General features: G+C 64.0%; 17 protein-coding genes. 13 read left to right on the top strand and 4 right to left on the bottom strand.

Annotated elements, in window-relative coordinates:
* Positions 1–15: 15 nt before the first annotated feature.
* Both ABIC03_RS31390 and ABIC03_RS31385 read left to right on the top strand, forming a co-directional pair.
* The gene (locus tag ABIC03_RS31390; RefSeq protein ID WP_354063860.1) at positions 16–561 is read left to right on the top strand and encodes a carboxymuconolactone decarboxylase family protein; all 546 of its coding nucleotides are present in this window, start codon (positions 16–18) and stop codon (positions 559–561) included.
* Between the two features lie 90 nt (positions 562–651).
* Positions 652–1,143 carry a VOC family protein gene (locus ABIC03_RS31385; protein ID WP_354063858.1) on the top strand — a complete coding sequence of 164 codons (492 nt, stop codon included), beginning with the start codon at positions 652–654 and terminating at the stop codon, positions 1,141–1,143.
* A gap of 100 nt (positions 1,144–1,243) precedes the next feature.
* Here ABIC03_RS31385 and ABIC03_RS31380 read toward each other — a convergent pair whose 3' ends face one another.
* Both ABIC03_RS31380 and ABIC03_RS31375 read right to left on the bottom strand, forming a co-directional pair.
* On the bottom strand, positions 1,244–2,482 hold the full coding sequence (locus ABIC03_RS31380) for an MFS transporter (protein WP_354063856.1): 1,239 nt from the start codon (positions 2,480–2,482) through the stop codon (positions 1,244–1,246).
* A 141-nt stretch (positions 2,483–2,623) separates the two neighbouring features.
* Positions 2,624–3,871: an MFS transporter gene (locus tag ABIC03_RS31375; protein WP_354063854.1), complete on the bottom strand. Its 1,248-nt coding sequence runs from the start codon at positions 3,869–3,871 to the stop codon at positions 2,624–2,626.
* A gap of 217 nt (positions 3,872–4,088) precedes the next feature.
* Between ABIC03_RS31375 and ABIC03_RS31370 the strand changes: the two genes are divergently transcribed.
* Positions 4,089–6,155, top strand: coding sequence for a prolyl oligopeptidase family serine peptidase (locus ABIC03_RS31370; protein ID WP_354063852.1), 2,067 nt, complete (start codon positions 4,089–4,091; stop codon positions 6,153–6,155).
* 116 nt (positions 6,156–6,271) lie between these two features.
* Here the strand turns inward: ABIC03_RS31370 and ABIC03_RS31365 are convergent, their stop codons facing one another.
* Positions 6,272–6,943: a DUF938 domain-containing protein gene (locus ABIC03_RS31365; RefSeq protein ID WP_354063850.1), complete on the bottom strand. Its 672-nt coding sequence runs from the start codon at positions 6,941–6,943 to the stop codon at positions 6,272–6,274.
* A gap of 259 nt (positions 6,944–7,202) precedes the next feature.
* Between ABIC03_RS31365 and soxX the strand changes: the two genes are divergently transcribed.
* The 10 genes from soxX to ABIC03_RS31315 all read left to right on the top strand — a co-directional run bounded on the left by soxX (position 7,203) and on the right by ABIC03_RS31315 (position 14,907).
* Complete coding sequence (gene soxX, locus ABIC03_RS31360; RefSeq protein WP_354063848.1) at positions 7,203–7,556, top strand: sulfur oxidation c-type cytochrome SoxX; 354 nt, start codon at positions 7,203–7,205, stop codon at positions 7,554–7,556.
* Between the two features lie 32 nt (positions 7,557–7,588).
* Positions 7,589–8,080 carry a thiosulfate oxidation carrier protein SoxY gene (soxY, locus tag ABIC03_RS31355; RefSeq protein WP_275168513.1) on the top strand — a complete coding sequence of 164 codons (492 nt, stop codon included), beginning with the start codon at positions 7,589–7,591 and terminating at the stop codon, positions 8,078–8,080.
* Positions 8,081–8,095: 15 nt separating this feature from the next.
* A complete protein-coding gene (soxZ, locus tag ABIC03_RS31350) occupies positions 8,096–8,407 on the top strand; it encodes a thiosulfate oxidation carrier complex protein SoxZ (protein ID WP_354063846.1) in 312 nt (103 codons plus the stop codon).
* The gene (soxA, locus tag ABIC03_RS31345) at positions 8,407–9,273 is read left to right on the top strand and encodes a sulfur oxidation c-type cytochrome SoxA (RefSeq protein ID WP_354063844.1); all 867 of its coding nucleotides are present in this window, start codon (positions 8,407–8,409) and stop codon (positions 9,271–9,273) included. The genes soxZ and soxA overlap by 1 nt, the downstream gene beginning before the upstream one ends.
* On the top strand, positions 9,270–9,587 hold the full coding sequence (locus ABIC03_RS31340) for a hypothetical protein (protein ID WP_354063842.1): 318 nt from the start codon (positions 9,270–9,272) through the stop codon (positions 9,585–9,587). Before soxA ends, ABIC03_RS31340 begins: the two co-directional genes overlap by 4 nt.
* A gap of 55 nt (positions 9,588–9,642) precedes the next feature.
* Positions 9,643–11,394 carry a thiosulfohydrolase SoxB gene (gene soxB, locus ABIC03_RS31335; protein WP_354063840.1) on the top strand — a complete coding sequence of 584 codons (1,752 nt, stop codon included), beginning with the start codon at positions 9,643–9,645 and terminating at the stop codon, positions 11,392–11,394.
* Complete coding sequence (locus tag ABIC03_RS31330; protein WP_354063838.1) at positions 11,391–11,849, top strand: DsrE family protein; 459 nt, start codon at positions 11,391–11,393, stop codon at positions 11,847–11,849. The genes soxB and ABIC03_RS31330 overlap by 4 nt, the downstream gene beginning before the upstream one ends.
* Positions 11,850–12,120: 271 nt before the next feature.
* Complete coding sequence (locus ABIC03_RS31325) at positions 12,121–13,158, top strand: MBL fold metallo-hydrolase (protein WP_354063836.1); 1,038 nt, start codon at positions 12,121–12,123, stop codon at positions 13,156–13,158.
* An 88-nt stretch (positions 13,159–13,246) separates the two neighbouring features.
* On the top strand, positions 13,247–13,420 hold the full coding sequence (locus tag ABIC03_RS31320) for a hypothetical protein (RefSeq protein ID WP_354063834.1): 174 nt from the start codon (positions 13,247–13,249) through the stop codon (positions 13,418–13,420).
* Between the two features lie 278 nt (positions 13,421–13,698).
* Positions 13,699–14,907: an MFS transporter gene (locus ABIC03_RS31315; RefSeq protein WP_354063832.1), complete on the top strand. Its 1,209-nt coding sequence runs from the start codon at positions 13,699–13,701 to the stop codon at positions 14,905–14,907.
* A gap of 68 nt (positions 14,908–14,975) precedes the next feature.
* On the opposite strand, the gene ABIC03_RS31310 is transcribed toward ABIC03_RS31315, so the two are convergent.
* Positions 14,976–16,310 carry an MFS transporter gene (locus tag ABIC03_RS31310; protein WP_354063830.1) on the bottom strand — a complete coding sequence of 445 codons (1,335 nt, stop codon included), beginning with the start codon at positions 16,308–16,310 and terminating at the stop codon, positions 14,976–14,978.
* Positions 16,311–16,431 lie beyond the last annotated feature (121 nt).

Here is a 16,431-nt window from a genome sequence, read left to right as displayed (position 1 = left end):
AAAGAGGAAACAACAATGCGCCTGAAGCTTCTTTCGCCTGGCGAAATGAACGAGAGCCAGCGGCAGACCTATGACGAGTCGATTGCCGGCAAGCGCGGCAAGCCGCCGGCGCCGATGATGGCTTGGCTCAATAGCCCCGACATGGCCCGTCACGCCACGCGGTTGGGCGAGGTCCTGCGCTACGATACGATATTTCCCGCGAAGCTCTCGGAGATCGCGATCCTGGTGACGGCGCGGCACTGGACCGCGCATTACGAATGGTACGCGCACAAGCGCCTGGCGCTTGCCGGCGGCATGGATCCTGAGATCATCGACGCGATCCGCGACCGGCGCACGCCCGTCTTCGACGATCCCAAGGCCAAGATGATCTACGACGTCGCGAAGTCGCTGCATGAGGGCCACGGCGTCGAGAAGGGCCTCTATGACGAGGCGGTGAAGCTGCTCGGCGAGCGCGGCGTGGTCGAGGTGATTGGTCTCTGCGGCTATTACACCCTGGTGTCGATGACGCTGAACACGTTTGAGTTCGAGCTGCCGGAGGGCGAGGTGCGGGAGCTGTCATAGTTTCGCATATGGAAACGCTGGGTTTCGGGATAGGTCAGTAGCACTGCTCCGAGGCTCGCCTTATGTGGGGATGGTCAACGGAGCAGCCACATGTCGCAGAACCCCGTCGCCGCCGGCACCAGGATCGGCCACGTTCACCTCAAGGTAGCCGATCTCGACCGCGCACTCGGCTTCTATTGCGGCGTGCTCGGTTTCGAGCTGATGCAACGCATGGGCTCCGGCGCGGCCTTCATCTCGGCCGGCGGCTATCATCACCACATCGGGCTCAACACCTGGGAAAGCAAGGGCGGCTCGCCGCCGCCTGCGGGAACGACCGGCCTCTATCACACCGCGATCCTATATCCGACGCGCCCCGCGCTGGCTGATGCGCTGCACCGCGTGCTGACGGCCGGCATTGCGCTGGACGGCGCGAGCGACCACGGCGTCAGCGAGGCGCTGTATTTGCGCGATCCGGACCAGAACGGCGTTGAGCTGTATTGGGACAAGCCGCGGGAGCAATGGCCGTTCGGGCCGGATGGCAAGCTGTCGATGTTTACGAAGCGGCTGGATGTGGAGGAGCTGCTGAAGCAGCGGGACGCGTGACGCCGTAGTGATTGCGTAGGGTGGGTTAGCCGAAGGCGTAACCCACCTCTTTCGCCTCCGCGGAGGCAAACAATGGTGGGTTACGCTTCGCTAACCCACCCTACGAAAGCTTTGCTCGCGGCTTCCCCCGCACCATGATCAACGCCGCCGCTGCTACCTCCAGGGCAATACACAGATAGAACGGCAGCTCATAGCCCCCGGAGAAATCGCGCAGAAAGCCGACCACGCCGGGGCCGAACGCATAGGTCACCTGGTTGATCGCGGTGTTGAGGCTGATCAGCACGCCGAACGAGGCGGAATCGAATTCCTGCTGTACGATCAGCGACGGCAGCGTGATGAGATTGCCGACCGAGAAGCCGAACAATGCGCAGGCGGCGATCAGCACGTAGTCATTGTGCAAATTGATGACGACGAGAAGCGCCACGGCCTGGCTCAGGAACGATAGCGCCGAGGCGAGCCGCTGGTTGAGTCGGTCGATCACCAGCGAGAACAGCACCCTGCCGATCACCGCCATCGCGGTCAGCACCGCAACCGCGACGGCCGCGCGTTCGCGCCCGATCACGGGATCGAGGAACGAGATCAGGTGGACGATGAAGCCGACCTGCGCGAACAGCACCAAGGCAAAGGCAATGGTCACGGTGAGGAAGCCGACGTCGCGCAAGGCCTGGCTGCGGATCTGCGCCGACGATTGCGGCTTCGCCTTCGTCGCGGCGCGCCGGCCATGGAGATCGGGCGGGCGGCCGACGACAAACAGGATCACCGGCACGAGCAGCGCCAGCATGGCACCGGCCACGATAAACATCGCGCTGGCGAAGCCGACATGGCCGATCAAGGTCACCAGCAGCGGCACGCCGACGATGCCGCCGAAGCTTGCGCCGTTCAGCGCGAGACTGATGGCCATGCCGCGCTTGTGGTCGAACCACATGCTGATCGTGTTGGTGATCATGGCCAAACTCGTGCCGGCCCAGCCGAAGGCGAGCACGGCATTCGCGAGATAAAGCTGCCACGGCTCGCGCACCGCGCCGATCGCGACGGCGGCAGCCGACATCGCCAGCGTCCCCGCGATCAGGCCGAGACGCGGGCCGTATTTGTTGACGGCCTCGCCGACGAAGACGACGAGCAGCGCGCCGAACAGATAGAAGAACGTCGTGGCGGATGAGATCAGCGAGGCCGACCAGCCGTGCGCGCGCTGGAGCTCGGCGACATAGACGCTCTGGCCGTAGAAGCCGAGCCCCCAGCCGAAGGTCGCGAGCAGGAAGCAGACCGCGACGATGCGCCAGCCTTCGTAGCGGAGCGAGGATTCGTCGACGGATGCGTCGTATCGGGGGTTGTCGAGCATTTGCGCTTGTCCTTCGTTTCCCCCGCGAGCGCCGTGCTTCACGCTCGCCTGTTCATGACGAGCATCATGTAACAACCCAAGCCCCGGAAATCACTTCGACCTGGATCGAACTATCAACGCTGCTGACAGCCTCCCGCCACCTCAGATCGCATCCGGGAACTCGCCCATGGCCGCGTCCAGCCGCGCCTTGCGGCGGCGGGCAAAGGACGCCAGCGAGAGCACGGCGAGACCGAGTGCTACCGGTGGGAACACCACCATGTTCACTGCGGACCAGCCGTAACTGGCGAGCAATTGGCCGGACGAGAACGAGCCGATCGCCATCATGCCGAACACCAGGAAATCGTTGAAGGCCTGCACCTTGTTGCGCTCCTGCGGCCGGTGCGTCTCCAAGACCAGCGCGGAGGCGCCGATGAAGGAGAAATTCCAGCCGATACCGAGCACGATCAGCGTGGCCCAGAAATGCATCGCGGTGATGCCGGACAGGCCGATGCCGGCCGCGCCGGCCTCCAGCAGCAGGCCGGCGGCAACGACCTTCCGCGCGCCGAAGCGGGCAATCAGCGCGCCCGTGAAGAAGCTCGGCCCGTACATGGCGACGATGTGCCATTGAATGCCGAAATTGGAATCGGAAACGCTCAAGCCGCACAGCTTCATGGCGAGCGGCGCCGAGGTCATCACCAGATTCATCATGGGATAGGAGATGACGCCGCAGAGCGCCGCCGCAATGAAGCGCGGCTGGGTCACGATCTCGAGCAGCGGCCGCCCGCCGTGAAGATCGGCCGGTGCCGGCTTCGGCATGTCGACCCCGGCGACGATGCCCATCGCGATGAGCGCGACAGCAGCCTGGACCAGGAAGCTGAAGGCGAACAGATAAGGCTGCCAGACATCCATGGTCCATTGCACGAGCTGCGGACCGAGCACGCCGGCGAACACGCCGCCCGCCATCACCCAGGACACCGCCTTGGGCCGATAGGCAGCGCTGGCGCCGTCGGCGGCAGCAAAGCGATAGGACTGCGCCACCGCGCCGTAGAGGCCGCCGAGAAAAGTCGCGAGACAGAACAACGGAAACGAAGCATGCAGGATCGCAAAACAGCCGAGCAGACCGGTCAGCGCGCCCAGACCGGTGCCGACGATGAAAGCGACGCGGCGGCCGAAGCGTCGCGAGATCGCGCCGGTCGGCAGCGTGCCGGCGGCGAGGCCGAGCACATACATCGAGATCGGCACGGTCGCGAACGAGACGTCGGGCGCGAGCGTCGCGCCGACGATCGCGCCGGTGGCGAAGATCACCGCCGAGTTGGCGCCGGTCAGCGCCTGCGCGGCGGCAAGGCGCACCACATTGCCGCGCACGCGAGCGTCGGCGGCGATCTCATTGGCTGCAGTCACATCCAGCATCGGCATTTCCGCCCCAACGGGCTTTCGAGGGGCTTCAAAGGCTTTCAAGGGCTCGCTTGATTCCCGGCACTATGGCGGGGCGCGGGAGGGCGGGCAACCGGCGCAAACGGGCGCAGGCCATGTCTCTGACGCAATCGGGCCGATGATAATGGGCCGCGCACTTGACGGCTTGCGCTCGATCAAATCCTATCCGCCGCGACCTTTCGGAGTTTCGTTCATGTCCGTCGACGACAGGCCTACGCTCAGCGCTCCCGACGACGATCCCTGGCTCTGGCTCGAGGAGATCGAAGGCAAGCAGGCGCTCGATTTCGTCACGCGGCAGAACAGCTTGACGCTCGACGCGTTCGGCGGAGCGGCCTTCGCGCGCGACCGCGATATCCTCGCGGCGATCTACGATCGTCCGGACAACATTCCCTATGTCAGCCGGCGCGGCGACGAACTGCACAATCTCTGGAAGGACGCCACCAACCCGCGCGGCCTGTGGCGGAAGACTTCGCTTGCGGAGTTCCGCAAACCGCATCCCACGTGGGAGATCATGCTGGATGTCGACCAGCTCGCGGTGCGCGAAGGCGAGGACTGGCTGCTGAGCGGCATCACCACACAGAAGGGAAGCGCGCGCGCCATTTTGAGTCTGTCGCGCGGTGGCAGCGACGCCGTCACCTTGCGGGAATTCGACCTCGACACCAAGAGTTTCGTTGCGGACGGATTTGCGCTGTCGGAAGCCAAGGGCGGCGCCGATTGGCTCGATGCCGACACGCTGCTGCTGTCGAGCGCCCATGGCGAAGGCATGGCGACGAGTTCGGGATATTCGCGGACGGTTCGCCTGTGGCGGCGTGGGCAGCCTGTCGATCAGGCGCAAACGATCATCGAGACCACGGCCGATCATATGGCGATCTCGGGAATGGTCGACGACACCGCTGCGGCCCCGCGCAGCTGGATCGTGGACCAAATCGATTTCTTCAATCATGCGCTCTGGCTGCGCGATGCAGACGGCACGACGACGAAGCTCGATCTGCCGACCGGCATCTGGATGCAGGCGCATGGCGACTGGTTCGCGATGAAGCTGCGCGAAGCCTGGTCGATCGAGGGCAGAACCTATGCCGCCGACACCGTGCTCGCCATGTCGCTCTCGGCGTTCTTGGCCGGCAGCCGCGATTTCGCGGTGCTGTTCGAGCCGGAACCTCGCCGCGCTTTGCAAGGTCTGTTCTGGACGGGAGGAAAGCTGGTGCTGTCGATCCTCGACGAGCTCCAGCCGCAATTCGAGATCTGCACGCCGTCCGCCACAAGCTGGAGCCGCGCGTCACTCGGCGGCCTGCCGCAGATCGGCGTCGTCGACATCTGGCCGCTGGATCGCCATCCCTCCGAGAGCAATGGCGACTTGCTTGCCAACGTGCAGGATCCGCTGACGCCGCCGTCGCTGCTGCTGATGGAGCGCGGCGTCGCGAGCCCGACCGTGTTGAAGCAGGCGCCGAAAACATTCACCTCCGACGATCTCGTGGTGACCCAGCACGAGGCGATCTCGATCGACGGCGAGCGCATTCCCTATGTGCAGACCGGCCCCAGCGGCGAGACCGGCGATGCACCGGTCTATATGAGCGCCTATGGCGGCTTCGCCCATTCGGTGAAGCCGTATTACAACGCATCGCTGGGCAAGCTGTGGCTGGAGCGCGGAGGCACGACGGTGCAGGCGAATTTGCGCGGCGGCGGCGAATTCGGCACACGCTGGCACGATGCCGGCCGGCTCGCCGGCAAGAAATTGTCGCACGACGATTTCGCCGCCGTTGCCGCCGATCTCGTCCGCCGCGGCGTGACGACAGCAAAGCGCATCGCCGCGCAGGGTGGATCGAACGGCGGCATCCTCATCACCAACATGCTGGTGCGATACCCCGATCGTTTCGGCGCGCTGTTCTGCACCATCCCGCTGATCGACATGCGCCGCTACACGAAGCTGCTCGCCGGCGCGAGCTGGATCGCGGAATATGGCGATCCCGACAAGCCTGAGGAGTGGGACTGGCTGAAGACCTACTCCGCCTATCACAACGTCAAGGCCGGCCAGCCCTATCCGCCGATCCTGATCGCCACCACGCGGCGCGACGACCGTGTCCATCCCGGGCATGCGCGCAAGATGGCGGCAAAGCTCCAGGCCATGGGCTACGAGGCCTGGTTTTACGAGCCTGAAGCGGGCGGCCACGGCTACGGCAAGGACAACAAGGAGCGCGCGGGGTTCGAGGTGATTGGTTTTCGGTTTTTGAAAGACAAGATCGGGTGGAAGGACGAGGGCTAGCGTTTGCGGGGCTGACGTTTCCGCATCGTCATGGCCGGGCTTGACCCGGCCATCCACGCCTTGGCTGGTGCACGAAGAACGTGGATGCCCGGGACAAGCCCGGGCATGACGACGTCCTATCGCGCGAATACCAAGGTCAGATTATTCGCCGGCATGTCGATCGTATCGACGAGGCGAAGTCCTGCGCCGCGGGCGAGCGCCTCGACATCGCTGATGTCACGCACGCCCCAGTCGGGATTGCCTTCACGCAAGGAGGTGTCGAACACAGCATTGCTGAGCGCGATGTGCTTGCCGCCGCGCTTGAACGGGCCGTAGAGGAACAGCTTGCCGTCGGCCCGCAAATAGCGGCCGGCGCCGGCGAACAGGCCCTCGGCGACGCTCCATGGCGCGATGTGGATGACATTGGCGCAGAACACGGCGGCAAGACTTGACGGCGCCTGCCCGCCTTTCATCTCCGGGCACCAGTCGGGGTCGGTGAGATCGATCCGCAGCGGCGAGTGGATGTTTTTCAGGCCTGAATGAACGCGCCAGGCCTCGATGCTCTTGAGGTGGCGCTGGTTGAGATCGCTGGGCCACCAGATCAGGCCGGGCGTATGACGCGCGAAGTAGACCACGTGCTGGCCGGTTCCGCTGCCGAGCTCGACCACATTGCCGGTGCAGCCGGCGAGATGCTGTTCCAGTGCCGCCCAGAGCGGCTCGTGATTGCGATGAAATGCCGGTGCGTCGAGCCGCCCATCCGACTCGACCCGACCGCCATCCCTGCCGAATTCGACGACATATTCAGCCAAGTGAGGTCCCCTTGAAAAAACGAGAACGCGTTGAAAACAGGTTGAGCGGCAAAACGCTCAGGAAACAGCGGGCCCGCGCCACGGCCCTAAACTCTCGGGCCAGATCGGCTGAACAAATAATCTCATTAGTTGCAATGGGGAAGATATTAACTCCATTTTGTCGCGTGCATAGTCTTGATTGTCAGACGGTGCCCTTTGTGCTTTGGAACGCTTCTATTTCGCGATCGAGACCAACGCTATAACGCCTCGGAATGACGCCTTGACCGCCTTTTCCCGGACGCCCGTTCTGTTCATCTTGCTGGCCATTGCCGCCGGCCTCGCCAGCCCGGCGTGGGCGCAGTCCGCTGTGGCCGACGGCCGGAAACTCGCTTTCGATCGCGGCAAGGGCAATTGCCTGACCTGCCATGTCATCAGAGGTGGCGACCTGCCGGGAACGATCGGGCCGGAACTGAAGGACCTCAAGACCAAGTACCCCGATCGCAACGAGCTGGCCGCGATCATCTTCGACGAGACCAAGCGCAATCCGCAGACCATGATGCCGCCGTTCGGCCGGAACCGGATTTTGACCGAACAGGAGATCAGCGCGATCGTTGATTTCCTGCAGACCCTGTGACTTCAGGCACGAGATTGCCCAGGAGACCCGAGATGACCACACTCACCGGCCCTACCGCGACGCGGCGCCTGATCCTTCAGGGCGCAGCCTCGGTCGCGCTGCTCGGCCTCGGCAATCTGCCGTTCGGTGCCGCTCCCGCGCGGGCCGCGGCCAACGACAAATATCCGGAAGAGGCCTTCAAGCAGAAGAGCGAGGCGGATGCCATCAAGGCGCTCTACGGCAAAACCGCCGAGCCCTCCGACAAGATCAAGCTGGACGCCCCCGAGATCGCCGAAAACGGCGGCGTGGTGCCGATCTCGGTGACGACGACGCTCGACAAGGTCACCTCGATCTCGTTCTTCGTGGCCGAGAACCCGAGCGCGCTTGCGGCGTCCTACAGGATTCCCGAAGGCACAATCCCTACTGTCGCTAACCGCCTGAAGATGGCCAAGACCACCAACGTGGTCGCGATCGTGGAGGCCGACGGCAAGCTCTACAGCGCGACCAAGGAAGTCAAAGTCACCGTCGGCGGCTGCGGCGGTTAAGCGAGGAAGATCGAGATGGCATCCAGCATTCGCGTTCGCGCCACCGCCAACGGCGACATCACCGAGGTGCAGGCGCTGATCCAGCACCCCATGGATACCGGCTTCGTCAAGGACGCCAAAGGCGAGCTGATCCCGGCGCATTACATCCAGCAGCTGAAATTCGAATGTAACGGCAAGGACGTCTTCGTTGCCGATTGGGGCACCGCGGTCTCGAAGGACCCCTACGTCAAGTTCAGCTTCAAGGGGGCCAAGAAGGGCGACGATCTGAAGGTCTCCTGGACGGATAACAAGGGTGCGTCGGATACGATCACCGCGAAGATCTCGTGATGAAGGCGGCCCGCACCTCCATCCTGCTTGGTTCGTTGAGCGCCGCGCTCGTCGCGTTGGCTCTCACCTCTCCGCGCGTGGTGGCAGCCGACAAGGTCGATCCCCTTGCCGATGCCAAGGCATTCCAGAACTTCTTCTTTCAGAAATTCCCTGATGTGAAGCACGAGGATTTCGTCAACGGTCCTTATTCCATGAACGAGGACATGAAGCGGCAGTGGCAGGAGAAGGAGGAATTCCCGCCCTACGAGTTCGCGCTCGACGCCGGCAAGGAGATGTTCGCCACCCCGTTCAAGAATGGCAAGACCTATGCCGACTGCTTCCCGAACGGCGGCATCGGCATCCGCCAGAACTATCCTCATTTCGACGAGAAGGAAGGCAAGGTCGTCACGCTGGAGCTGGCGCTCAACCGCTGCCGCGAGGCCAATGGCGAGGCGCCCTATTCCTACGTCAAGGACGAGATGGCCTCGCTCACCGCCTACATGGCCTTCACCTCGCGCGGCAAGCCGATGGACATCAAGATCCCCGACGATCCTCGCGCGCTCGCGGCCTTCGAGAACGGCAAGCGCTATTTCTACACGCGCCGCGGCCAGATGAATTTCTCCTGCGCGAGCTGCCATGTGCAGAGCCCGGGCGAGCGCATCCGCGCCGAGATCCTGGCGCCGGCGCTCGGCATTCTGAACGCGATGCCGATCTACCGCTCCGAATGGAGCGGCATGGGCACGACCAGCCGCCGCTTCGTCACCTGCAACAGCCAGACCCGCGCGGTTCCGCTGGAGCCGCAGGCGGATGAATACCGCGACGTCGAATATTTCCTGTCCTACGTCGCCAACGGCCTGCCGATATCGGGACCGGGAGCGCGGCCATGAACCGGTCACTTGCCGTCGCCATGTTCCTCGCCTTGCTGCTTGCCCTGAGCCTCGCGCCAGCGGCGCGCGCGGCAAATGAGGCAGACTACAAGACGGCCTATTCCGCAGCCGAAGCTGCCGCGAAGGAGGCTGCCAGCTTGCGCCACCAATGGACCGTGACCGTCTCGACGCTGGCCGCCGCAAAGAAGGCAGCCGATGGCGGCGATTTCGACCGCGCCGTGGCCGCAGCCAAGGAGGCCGAGGCGCTGGCGAAGGCGTCGATCTTCCAGGCGATTTCCGAAAAAGAAGCCTGGAAGGCGATGGAAATCCGCTAGACTGTTCGCTTGTGCAACAGCCTTGCGACCATGAGAGGGCGCGGAGAATTTCTGGATGGCGATCCGCCGCCGCGATTTCCTGAAGAATGCAGGCCTTGCTGCCGCATCGCTCAGCCTGCCGCGGCTTGCGCGCGGTGCTGAGGCCGCGAGCATTTACGACCTCGAACGGTTCGGCAATGCGCGCATCCTTCACCTCACCGACACGCATGCGCAACTCAATCCGGTCTATTTTCGCGAGCCCAGCGTCAATATTGGGATCGGCGAGATGGCGGGACGGCCGCCACATCTGGTCGGCCGCGCCTTCCTCGACCGTTTCGGCATCAGGCCCGACAGCGCGGACGCCTATGCCTTCAGCTGCTTCGAGTTCGAGAAGTCGGCAGGCCGCTTCGGCAAGCTTGGCGGCTTCGCCCATCTGAAGACGCTGATCGACCGCTTGCGCGGCGATGTCGGCGAAAAACGCTCCGTGCTCGTCGACGGCGGCGATCTCTGGCAAGGCACGGGACTCGCCAACATCATGCAGGGCCGCGACATGGTCGAGGCCGCAAACCTGCTCGGTATCGAAGCGATGACCGGGCATTGGGAATTCACCTACGGCGAGCAGGCGCTGCGCGACAATCTCGCGCGCTTCAAGGGCGAGTTCCTGGCGCAGAACGTTTTCCTGACCGAGGAAGCCGCATTCAACGACGCCCCCGCCTTCGACAAGGCGACGGGGCGCGTGTTCAAGCCCTCCTTGATCAAGGAGCTCGGCGGCCATCGCGTCGCCATCGTCGGCCAGGCCTTCCCTTACGTACCGATCGCGCATCCCAAACGGTTCACGCCGGACTGGACCTTCGGCATCCGCGAGGAAGAACTCCAGAAGCATGTCGATGGCTTGCGCGGCACCGACAAGGTCGATGCGGTCATCCTGCTGTCGCACAACGGCATGGACGTCGATCTCAAGCTCGCAAGCCGCGTCACCGGCATCGACGTCATCCTCGGCGGCCATACCCATGACGCGGTCCCGCAGCCGATCGCGGTGAAGAATGCGAGCGGCACGACGCTCGTCACAAATGCCGGATCCAACGGCAAATTCCTTGCCGTGCTCGATCTCACGCTCGACAAAGGCAAGGTCGGCGACGTCAGATATCATCTGCTGCCGGTCTATTCCGAGCTGTTGAAGCCCGATCCTGGGATGGCAGAACTGATCGGCCGGCTGCGGGCGCCCTTCGTTACCGATTGGTCGGACAAGATCGCGACGCCCGATCGTCTGCTGTATCGCCGCGATAATTTCGCCGGCCCGGTCGACGAGCTGATCTGCAGTGCGCTGCGCACCGAGCTCGAGGCCGAGATCGCGCTGTCGCCGGGCTTCCGCTGGGGCGTCACCGGGCTGTCCGGCCAGGCGCTGACAATGGAGGATTTGCTGGCGGAAACCGCGATCAGTTATCCCGAGACCTATGTGCAGGAGATGACGGGAGCCCAGATCAAGGACGTGCTGGAAGACGTCTGCGACAATCTCTTCAATGCCGATCCCTATTACCAGCAGGGCGGCGACATGGTGCGCGCCGGTGGGCTCAGCTACACCTGCATGCCGACGGCGGCGATCGGCAGCCGCATCTCGGAGCTGAAGCTCAATGGCGGCAAGGCGCTCAGTGCCAGCCACCGCTACAAGGTCGCGGGCTGGGCCTCGGTCAACGGCCTGCAGGGCGCGCCGGTGTGGGATGTGGTGGCAAAATATCTGCGCTCGGGCCGGATGTTTCAGGAGCGGCTCGGCTCCGGCGTCACGCTGAAAGGCGTCGAGGGCAATCCGGGCATCGCAGGACAGGGATGATGCGGTCGCAAACCTTATCCGCGATGCTGCTGACACTGCTCGCCTGGACGGCGATGCCGCCGGCTTTTGCGCAACAGGTGCCGCTCCAGGACAAGCCGTTCGCCGAGCACAAGATCGTGCTGCAGCTCTCCGATGGCGATGCGAAGAAGCAAGCTCTGGTGCTCAGCGTCGCCAACAATTTGCTGAAGGCCTACGACCCGGACAAGGTCGCGATCGAGGTGGTGGCCTTCGGTCCCGGCATCGATCTCCTGTTCACCGGCAGCGAGCGCCGCAAGCAGGTCGAGAGCCTGATCGCGCAAGGCGTACGCTTCGACATCTGCCTCAACACCGTCGACACGATCGAGCGGGAGACGGGCAAGCGGCCGGATTTCATCCCCTCGGCGACACCGGTGCAGGTCGGGGTGGGGCAGATCCTGTTTCTCAGCGAGAACGGGTACACATTGGTGCGGCCCTGAGCCTTTTGTCGGGGCAAAGCGTCGCGGCACACTCGGTGTCATCGCCCGCGAAGGCGGGCGATCCAGTACTCCGAGACGGCGAGGGTACGGAGAGGGCGCGGCGTACTGGATTCCCCGCCTTCGCGGGGAATGACAGCGGTGGCCGGGTGACGCCCGCCCGCCCGTCACAGGAATAAAAATCTTCCAAATTTTCTTGCTTACACAGTGAATTGCTTCTCTTGTGAGCCCGAAATGTAGTAGAATCTCCGGGTAATTCACGCCGGGTCTTGCCATGATTTTCCGCCAGCTCTTCGACAGTGTTTCGGGTACCTACAGCTATCTCCTGGCGAGCCGCGCCGGCGGCGAGGCGCTGATCCTCGATCCCGTGCTGGAGAAGGTCGACCGCTACTGCCAGCTGCTGCGCGAGCTTGATCTCAAGCTGGTCAAGGCCGTGGATACCCATCTACATGCCGACCACGTCACCGGCCTTGGCGAGCTGCGCGATCGCACCCATTGCATGACGGTGATGGGCGACCAGACCAAGGCCGACGTGGTGGCGATGCGGGTTGCCGACGGCGACAAGGTGACGATCGAGGGCCTGGCGCTCGACGTGATGTACACGCCTGGCCACACCGACGATTCCTATTCCTATTTGATGGGCGACCGCGTCTTCACCGGCGACACGCTGCTGATCCGCGGCACCGGCCGCACCGATTTCCAGAACGGCTCGTCGCGCGCGCAGTACGATTCGATCTTCAACCGCCTGCTCAAGCTGCCCGACGAGACCATGGTGTTCCCGGCGCATGACTACAAGGGCGACACCGTCTCCACCATCGGCGAGGAGAAGCGCTACAATCCACGGCTCCAAGTGCGCTCGGTCGACGACTATATCGAGCTGATGGCCAATCTGAAGCTGCCCAATCCGAAGATGATGGACGTCGCGGTGCCCGCCAACATGCATGTCGGCCTGCACCAGGAGGAGCTGGAGAAAGAGGGTCGCGCGCTCCGCGCCGTCGAGGCGATCCGCAGCCTCGGCCGTCCCGATATCCTGCTGGTCGATTTGCGCGAGACCAATGAGCGCATGAAGCACGGCATGCTCGAAGGCGCACTGCATACGCCCTATCCGTCCGTTGAAGACAGCCTCAAGCCCGGCGGCATGCTGCGCGAGGTCGCGGCCGCCACCGGCCGCCGCGTCGTGTTCTTCTGCGCCTTCGGCGAACGCTCTGCGATGGCTGTCGCCGCCGCCAAGGAGGCCGGGCTCACCAACACCGCCCACATCGCCGGCGGTATCGATGCCTGGAAGAAGGCCGGCGGCCCGGTGGTGCACTGAGCGCCCTTGCCGCCGTTCTTGAGATAAATCAGCAGCTGCCCATATATTCAGGCTAGGACGGATGCAGCATCACCATCCGGGACCAGCCATGGCCAAGATCGGCAAGCCGAGCGCGCCGCCCAAAATTGCGGACAACACGCCAGCAAAAGACAAGGCGAAGAAGCCTCCGCCTCCGCGCGACACCGAAGATGATGATTACGAAGACGGCGACATCGCGACACCGAAGCGCGACCGCTACGGGCCGGATGACGAGCCGTTTTGAGGGGTAGCGGCTTGTGTTTTGACGGCCCGCGCCTCCTCTCCGCCGTCGTCTTGGCGAAGGCCAGGACCCATACCGCGTGATCCCTCGATCGTGGATGCTCGCAGTACCGGACCACGAGTTTTCGCCAAACTGGTTCCTGGGAATGGGTCCTAGCTTTCGCCAGGACGACGGCGGGGAATCTCCTGCCCCGCGCTACTGCCATGCGCCTGCGTTCATGGACAAATAACCGCTCTGCCCGATAGTTTGCGCGTCTCCAAAGGACGTGAAACGGAACTGCAATGGTCGACGTTCTCGCCGCACCGCAACAAGGCAAGGCGGACAGCGCGCTACGCACGCTGACGGGAATTTCGATCGCGCATTGGGTCAGCCATTTCCATCTGCTGGTCCTGCCGATGCTGTTTCCCTTCCTCAAGAATCAACTCGGCGTCGGCTATGTCGAGCTCGGGTTTGCACTGACCGTGTCGGCCGTGGTGTCGGGGCTGACGCAGGCGCCGACCGGTTATCTCGTCGACCATTTTGGCGCGCGAAAGATTTTGCTGGGCGGTCTTACCCTCGGCGGCTTCGCGCTGATCCTGCTCGGCCTGCATCTGAGCTACACCTCGCTGATCGCCTGCGCCGTGCTGCTCGGGCTCGCCAATAGCGTTTACCATCCCGCCGATTACGCCATCCTCGCCGAGCACATGGACGAAGCACGGATGGGCCGCGCCTTCTCGATCCACACCTTTGCAGGCTATTTCGGCGGCGCGGTGGCGCCGGCGATCGTCGCCGCACTGGTCATCGTGTCCGGCGGTGCCGGTGCGCTGATCGCATCGGGCGCGATCGGCGTTCTGGTCGCGCTGTTGCTGGTGACGATGAACATTCCCGATGCCGGCGCGCACAACACCAAGCCGGGCACCGAGAGCGCACCCAAACAGGCCGTGATCACGCCGGCGCTGATCACGCTGACGGCGCTGTTCATGCTGCTCAGCCTGTCGGTCGCCGGCATCAACAATTTCGGCGTGGTGGCGCTGATGAGTGGCTATGGCGTGACCTATTCCGCGGCCAATGTCGCGCTCACCGCTTTCCTCGGTGCAAGCGCCGCCGGCGTGCTCGCGGGCGGCTTCCTTGCCGACCACACCGAGCGCCACGGCTATGTCGCCGCCGCTTGCTTTGCCGCAAACGCGGCGATCGTGCTGCTGATCGCGCTGGTCACGCTGCCGGGCTGGGCGCTGACCGCCACGATGGCGGCCGCGGGATTCCTCTCCGGCGTGATCGCGCCCTCGCGCGACATGCTGGTGCGCAATGCAGCACCTCCCGGCGCGGCCGGTCGCGCCTTCGGCATCGTCTCCACCGGCTTCAATCTCGGCGGCATCGTCAGCCCGCTGCTGTTCGGCTGGATCATGGACCAGAGCGCGCCGCACTGGGTGTTCGGCGCGTCCGTGATCTTCATGGTCGCGACAGTGGTGCTGTCGCCGTTCACGGAGCGGAAGCGGAAAATCGCGGCTTGAGCAACACTCAATTGTCGTCCCGGCGAAGGCCGGGATGACAGTTGTGGTAGGGGGGCGAGGATGCGCCCTTACGTCGGCGACACCGCGCTCTTCAGCGGCGCTGCCTGCGGCGTAGCACCACCGGTGAGCCTCGCCTTTTCCGTGTTCGGCCAGAGCAGGAGCAGCCCGAGCAGGCCGGAGCCGACCATGATCGCGGCGTTGATGGTGAAGCCGGTCATGTAGCCGTCGAGCATGCTGCCGGCGCGCTGGATCACGCTGCCCATCACGAGCGGCGCGATGATGCCCGAAAGGGTATAGAGCGCACCGTAGATCGCGAGAACCGCGCCGCGCTGCGACGTCGGCGTGAACTCGCCGAGCATGGGCGGGCAGACGACGTAGATCGCGCCGCAGAGGCCGGAGCCGACCACGAGCAGGGCGATCTGAAGGCCCGCGCCTTGGACGTGCGGCATCATCGCGAGGATCAGGCCGCCGACGATCAGCGGCACCGAGCCGAGCACGCCGCGGGAGATCCGCGACGTGTAGCCGCGTGCCAGCATCACCTGCGAGATCCAGCCCGTGAGAATGACGATGGTCGCCCCGAACACCCAGGGAAGGATCGAGACGAAGCCCGCCTGAGACTGCGAGAAGCCGAGGCCCTTGACGATGAAGGGCGTGAACCAGGTGAGCCCGAGCGACAGCGCCCAATAGGCGCCGAAGGTCGCGGTCACGCAGCCGATGAAGGTGCGCGATGTCAGAAGCTGGAGATAGGGTATTTTAGGTTCGATCACGGCCGATGCGTGGGTGTCCAGCGGGCCTTCCTTGCCAAGTGCGAGCCAGGCGGCGACCCAGATCAAGCCGACGATTCCGAGCGCGCCGAACGCATAGTGCCAGGAATGGTTGACGATGATCCAGTTCAGCGCCGGGACCGCCAGGATCACGCCAAAGGCCGAACCCTGCGAGAGGATCGCGGTCGGCATCGTGCGCTTCTCGTCTGGGAACCATTTGTAGACCGCGTGCATCGCCACCGAGGCCGCCGGGCCTTCGCCGGCGCCGAGCACGATGCGGCAGATCAGGAGCGTGGTGAAAGAGACGGTGCCGACCATCGGAAACTGCGTCAGTGCCCAGATCACCGCGAGCGTCAGCAGCACCCAGCGGGTCGGCACTTTGTTCACGATGAAGCCGACCACGATGGCCGAGATCGAGAACAGGAAGAAGAATGAGGAGCCGAGCAGGCCGAACTGCTCGGGCTCAAGCTTCAGCTCCGTCATGATCGGAACGCCCGCAAGACCGACGACGATCTTGTCGGCGAAGTTCACCAGCATGAAAAGAAACAGGAGAAATGTAACGGTCCAGGCACCCTTCGGCGTTTCCTTGGACGTCCCTGTCATTTTGCCCGCCGCGGGCTGCGTTGCCTGAGCGCTCATCATTCTCCCCGTCGTCCCTGTTTGGCACTTTTTTGACTTGGTCCTCTTAGGAGCTAACAACGGCTTCAATACCAACGCAACCCGGCATTTCCGCAGCAAGTGTGCTACGCAGCAATTCCGC

It is taken from the genome of Bradyrhizobium sp. RT6a (assembly GCF_040547675.1).
Classification (GTDB): Bacteria; Pseudomonadota; Alphaproteobacteria; order Rhizobiales; family Xanthobacteraceae; genus Bradyrhizobium.
The sequence above is the reverse complement of the archived record's forward strand: the minus strand, read 5'-3'. Positions and strand labels throughout refer to the sequence as shown.